Origin of the sequence: Peptacetobacter sp. (assembly GCF_029264495.1) — a bacterium.
Classification (GTDB): Bacteria; Bacillota; Clostridia; order Peptostreptococcales; family Peptostreptococcaceae; genus Peptacetobacter.
Genome location: NZ_JARIBH010000039.1, coordinates 1 through 5,866 on the forward strand (window position 1 = coordinate 1; position 5,866 = coordinate 5,866).

General features: G+C 24.0%; 5 protein-coding genes and 1 pseudogene. 2 read left to right on the forward strand and 4 right to left on the reverse strand.

What is annotated here, in order from left to right; genetic code table 11:
• Positions 1–679: 679 nt before the first annotated feature.
• Together Q1J78_RS03775 and Q1J78_RS03780 are read right to left on the reverse strand one after the other, a co-directional pair.
• Positions 680–916 (reverse strand): annotated as a pseudogene (locus tag Q1J78_RS03775) (aminoacyl-tRNA hydrolase); the annotation flags it as partial.
• Positions 917–978: 62 nt separating this feature from the next.
• Positions 979–1,641 carry a prepilin peptidase gene (locus tag Q1J78_RS03780; RefSeq protein WP_300277581.1) on the reverse strand — a complete coding sequence of 221 codons (663 nt, stop codon included), beginning with the start codon at positions 1,639–1,641 and terminating at the stop codon, positions 979–981.
• 887 nt (positions 1,642–2,528) lie between these two features.
• Here Q1J78_RS03780 and Q1J78_RS03785 point away from each other — a divergent pair.
• Together Q1J78_RS03785 and Q1J78_RS03790 are read left to right on the forward strand one after the other, a co-directional pair.
• Complete coding sequence (locus Q1J78_RS03785; RefSeq protein ID WP_300277584.1) at positions 2,529–2,951, forward strand: hypothetical protein; 423 nt, start codon at positions 2,529–2,531, stop codon at positions 2,949–2,951.
• Between the two features lie 295 nt (positions 2,952–3,246).
• On the forward strand, positions 3,247–3,717 hold the full coding sequence (locus Q1J78_RS03790; RefSeq protein ID WP_300277586.1) for a hypothetical protein: 471 nt from the start codon (positions 3,247–3,249) through the stop codon (positions 3,715–3,717).
• A 41-nt stretch (positions 3,718–3,758) separates the two neighbouring features.
• On the opposite strand, the gene Q1J78_RS03795 is transcribed toward Q1J78_RS03790, so the two are convergent.
• The gene (locus tag Q1J78_RS03795; protein ID WP_300277589.1) at positions 3,759–4,958 is read right to left on the reverse strand and encodes a type IV pilus twitching motility protein PilT; all 1,200 of its coding nucleotides are present in this window, start codon (positions 4,956–4,958) and stop codon (positions 3,759–3,761) included.
• A gap of 154 nt (positions 4,959–5,112) precedes the next feature.
• Positions 5,113–5,781, reverse strand: a complete 669-nt coding sequence (locus tag Q1J78_RS03800) for an ABC transporter ATP-binding protein (RefSeq protein ID WP_300277592.1) — start codon at positions 5,779–5,781, stop codon at positions 5,113–5,115.
• Positions 5,782–5,866 lie beyond the last annotated feature (85 nt).

Sequence of the window (5,866 nt, forward strand, 5' to 3'; positions counted from 1 at the left end):
GTACTGTCTAATATTATAGATTGCTTCATTTGCTAAATTCTTAGCTATATGTGACAACAATTTTAAATTTTTGTAATCTTCCTTAGTTAATTGTTTTATTTGTTGTTTCATCGTTAAATACATTATAATCACCTCGCTTTCTATAGGTACATTATAATATATTTAACCGAAATTATATATTTTTAGTAAAAGTTTTAGTTTTAAATTTTTAGAACCCTATGACTTATAGGGAGGTCTCGTTCATATTAAGTCGCTACACTTAATACAGTTCTCTTATGAACTTCTTGCATTTTCATACAAGCACAGACTATATCTTATCCATATGATATTTCTATCACTTAGGCGAAACCACTTCCAATACCAATCGCTTGTATTGTACTTCCCTCAAGAGGAATAGTCGTTGAAGTTTCTCCTGTTCGGAGCTTACCTGCTGATTGTCGATTTTCAAGTACTTAGGATTTAACCTTATACCATCTAATTATTTTTTTCTGCTTTCGCAACATTCACACTTGAGCTTTTTTCATCTCTATGTTGTAGTTTAATTAGCTTTACGAGTTCCCAGCAATTCAGTTTCTTAGTTGCGTAGTTTTACTACGTCTACATACAAGTTTCCCTGTATGCTTACTATTCTAGCCAGTTCATCTCACAACTAAAGTCACGAGTGCTCTTGGCTAGTTTAATAAAATTGATATAAACTTATTACAGATTCACCACTTAAATTCATATATGTTTGAGGTTTTACAAGAACCACTTTTTCTGACCCAACTCTACCTTCTCCTATTAAAGCTTTGTGCTTTATCTTTGTAACACTTATATTATAATCCTCTGCTAATCTGTCTATTACTTCAAATCCTGCATTATGTCTAGTTTTCGCGTATTTCTGTCCAGGATTTCCAAGTCCTACTATTATATACATTCTATACTCCTTTTTATCTACTATTATTTAAAATTTAAATTGAAATGCTCTAAATAATTATTTTATACTATTTTTTCTACAATCTTTAAATAAATGCTAAAAACATCTAATCCAATAATATTTAATATTGTAGTAATAACTATAAACGGTGCAAAAGCAATTTTCTTTTCTCTATTTCCAAATATAAATTTACCCATTAATATTATTGTAGAAACAAGAAAAGAGCTCGGTATCAGAGATAACGAACTTTTAAATCCAATAGTCATTGCACAAAGAGCATACACACCTATATCTCCTGTCCCCATCATATTGGTAACTTTAACTATTAAATATGAAATCAAAGCACATAGCAAACCTGCCAACACACTATCTACTAAAATTTCTACATTTCCATTTACAATTTTAACTATACTCTGAAATATTATACCACTAAAAATAAGAATATCATATACATACATTGTATAATAATCTATTAAACTTATAATAATCGCTAAAATAAAAAATATAAAATAACATATTCTATCCAAATTGTTTGTATAAATTTTAATAATAGTAATAGTATATAAAAATGATGATATTATTAAGAAAATCATCATTTTTTTTATATTGATTTTAGTATAATCTTCTCCCTCGACAAAATCTTTTACAACTTTTTGTACAATTACAGAAATTATTATCGAAAATAAAAATGATAAAAATAAAATTTTAAATTTTTCTAAATCCATCTTTAAAATTTTCCTTTCTTGTATTCAATTTACTTTCTATTTAATAAATATTTATATCAATATTATTTACAATATATTTTCATTTAATACTTCTATTCTATATATAATTATTTATCAAAATCATTATATACACTTATATTTTTAATATATAATTTACTATCTTGTTTCTTTTTTCATATAAATTTCATTATATCTGCATTATTATTTCATTTTATTTTCTATTTCGTTACAAAATAATAGTAATTTTTTATCATATTTATTTTATGGTTACATAATATTTACAAAAAACCTTTTTTTGTTATTTTAATTTCAACCTATGATATACTTATAAAAAACAATTTCCAAGGAGGATTTGCCCTATGAATATCAAAAAAATAAAACACTTTTTTCTTTATTATTATCTGGAGTATTAATATTTAGTTAATCTGCTCCTATACTAGCAAGTGTTAATGCAGAAGAAGTTGTATCTGAAATTTCTTTAGTAGAAGAAGTTAGCGCTACAGATAATGAAAATTCTGATGTAACTGTCATAAACAATGTTGATGAGTTAGAAAACTACATAGCTGATTATGTATATGAACATAAAGCAGAAATAACACCTTATTATGTTGGTTGGAAAGATGACTTAGTTTCTGAACAAAATTATTGGAATAAATCAAAACAAGGTAAATGTGTTGCTAAAGTTATAAGTCCAAACTCTATAGTAAAAAATACTATTTTAAGTTTAACTAAAAAAGATATACAAAATCTTTCTTATAAAGCTTTAGCAAAAAAAAATGCAAGTAAGGGTATAAAAGCAAATATATCTCTTGCTGTAGCTTATGATATAGCTAAGTGTGTAAAAAAATACCCATTTAGTTAAATTTATAGAAAATTGGTGATTATTTATGAAATTATTTTTAAAAGATGCTAATGATGTAAAATTAAATTCCCCTGATGAAGTAAAAAAAATTACTAATTCTTTTATAGTATCTGTGATAATTTTATTTATTATTCTTCGTTTTATTTTTTCATATAATATTAATCTATTAATTGAAAATGTTTGGACATTCCAGAATAAATTTTTTAATTTTATTTTATTAAGTTTAATTATAATTTCTTGCATTAATGATATTATTAGATTTATATTTATGAAAATTAATATAAATTCAATACATATAAATGAAAAAATTATTTCAATTTGTATAATTTTATTATTGATTTTAGATATAGTATCAGCATTATTTTTTAATAAAATTGATTATTTTTATATTTTTATAGATTTTTTATTTATTATCGGATTTTTTACAAAGATTATTAATAAAAATTAAAACACTATAATAATATTCATTTATTAAAGCAAAACTTTTAATCAATTTATAGAAAGGATAGATTTTTATGAAAAATAATAATTGTATTAATTTAATTTTAAAATTTATTTTTCGATTTATACAACTTTATCTTATCTTTGCTGCTGCAAACGTAGTATTTGATAATAATTTTAACTTATTAAATTTATCCTCTATTTCTTTAGATGATTTAACTTTTGATATACTATTTTTTGTTGTTATAGTATTTATTGAATTTAAAGATAGATTCTCTTTAAAAGATAAGGAGTGATAATTTATGTTATTTGAAAATTTTTTTGATAAAATAAATGAAAAATATATAGACAAAATAAATTTTGAAAGTATATTTAAAATTGCTATATGGTCTATGAGTGCCTACATTCCACTAGCCATTTTTATATCTATTATTTCTGGGGATAAATCATTTATACTAAAAATCAATAGTCCTATCTCGTATTTAAAGATTTTTATACTTTTTGTATTTTGCTATATTCTGTCTTATAATGCAATCAAAAACGGACCTTATAACAATAATAGTAATATTAATTGGAATACTGTCCTTTTAATTCATTGGGAAGCTATTATTTTAATATATCTTCCAATTAGCTCTTTAATAGCTATGATTTTTAAAGATTTATCACTTTTAAAACCATCTGAACCATTATCATATTTTAAAATAGTTGCATGTATTGTATTTTCTTATATATTAGCTTATATAAACTTAAAATATTCTAATAAAAAAGAATAGAAAAAAGACCAACAGATTATTATTTAATCCGTTGGTCTTTCTTATCTATTATTTATTTCATCTAAATATACTTTCTCAGAAATAACTCCTTCTCTATACAAGCTTTCTAGTTGTTCCTCAAACATCTGCATCCCATATTTCTTACCAGTTTTTATCATATCATTTATATTTTCATCTTTTCCTTCTCTTATCATAGCAGCTATTGAATTTGTATTTTTCATAATTTCAAATATAGCTCTTCGTCCATTATTTACTTTTATAAGTCTTTGTGAAAATACATATCTAAGTTGATTAGCCAAAAGTCCTCTTATCTCTTTATGCCTTTCAGATTCAAAAAGATTTACTATCCTATCTATCGCTTCATATGCTTTAGATGTATGAACTGTAGACAATACAAGATGTCCTGTTTCAGATGCAGAGAGTGCAGTTTCAACAGTCTTTTTATCTCTTATCTCTCCAATCATTATAATATCTGGATCTTGTCTTAAAGATGATTTCAATCCTTCTAAAAAATCTACTGTATCTTTTCCGCATTCCCTTTGACTTATTATACTTTTATCACTCTTATGCAAATACTCTATCGGTTCTTCTAAAGTTATAATATGTTTCTTTGAAGTTTTATTTATTCTATCTATAATTGTAGCAAGTGTAGTACTTTTACCACTTCCTGTAGCACCAGTTACCAATATTATCCCACTTTTTAAGTTGCCAGAATTACATATAATATCTGGAATATTCAATTCCTTTGCTGTTTTTACACGACCTGGAATTAATCTAATTGATATACAATCTCCTCCATTCCGCCTATAAATATTAACCCTTATTCTAAAAAAATTTTTATTATTCCTATCAACCTCTACTTTATTATATTCAACATTACAAATATTAAAATTTCCTATATCTTCTTTTCTTAATACATCTGTATCATTTTTTATATTCTCATTATTTTTCGTATTACTACTATCTATTTCATTTTCTAAATCTAAAAAATTGAAATCCTTAGAAAAATCAATTTCTCCACATTCTTCATATAAATATTTTTCATATTTCTTTTTAAGTTTAGGCTCATCATTTCCTATTAAATTATTACAGAACTCTTTGCAAATATCTCTATCTACAACTTTTGATGAATATCTTGTTAGTTCTCCATCAACTCTTAAAGTTATATAATCGTTACAAATTATATGAATATCAGATGCATCAAATCTTTTAGCATTTAAAATTACTTCTTTTATATTCAAAAAATCATCTCCTATAATTTATATTTATATAATTATTATTTACAAGAGATGATATATTTATTTCTCAAAAATATAAAAAGGAAACAATTTTTATTATTGTACACATCGTTATAAATAAACTGTTTCCTTTTATATTTTTTAAGAACTTTAATTTTTATATAATTTTTCCGTCACTTATAGTTATTATTTTATCTGCACTTTCTGCAATACTTTGATCATGTGTTATCATAAGTAATGTCCGATTAAATTCTTTTACAGTATTTTTTAATAACCTCATAACATCTTGTGTAGTTTTTGAATCAAGATTTCCTGTAGGTTCATCAGCAAATATTATAGCTGGTTTATTTGACAAAGCTCTAGCTATTGCCACTCTCTGTTGCTGACCTCCAGATAATTCATTTGGGAATTTTTTTATCTGTTCTTCAAGACCAACTGCTTTTATTATGCTATTTATATATTCTTCATCTGGTTTACTTCCATCTAAAAGTATTGGCAATATTATATTGTCATACACATTTATAACAGGTATAAGGTTGAAAGATTGGAAAATAAAACCAAATTTTTTACGTCTTATTTTTGATAATTCTTCATCATTATAATCATATATATTTTTACCATCTAAAATAACTGTTCCGTCTGTAGGTTTATCTAGTCCTGCCATACAATGAAGCAACGTACTTTTCCCAGAACCAGATGTACCTATTATTGCTGTAAATTTTCCATTTTCTATTTTCAAACTAACTCCATCTACTGCTTTGACTATATTTTCATTTTTTCCATAATATTTTTTTAAGTTTATTACTTCTAAACGAGATTCTTTCATAATCAACACCTCTATATCAAAAAAATTTTATTATTTTTAATTTTTATAAACAAGAATAATAAACACTATTTTTTATCATTTCTTA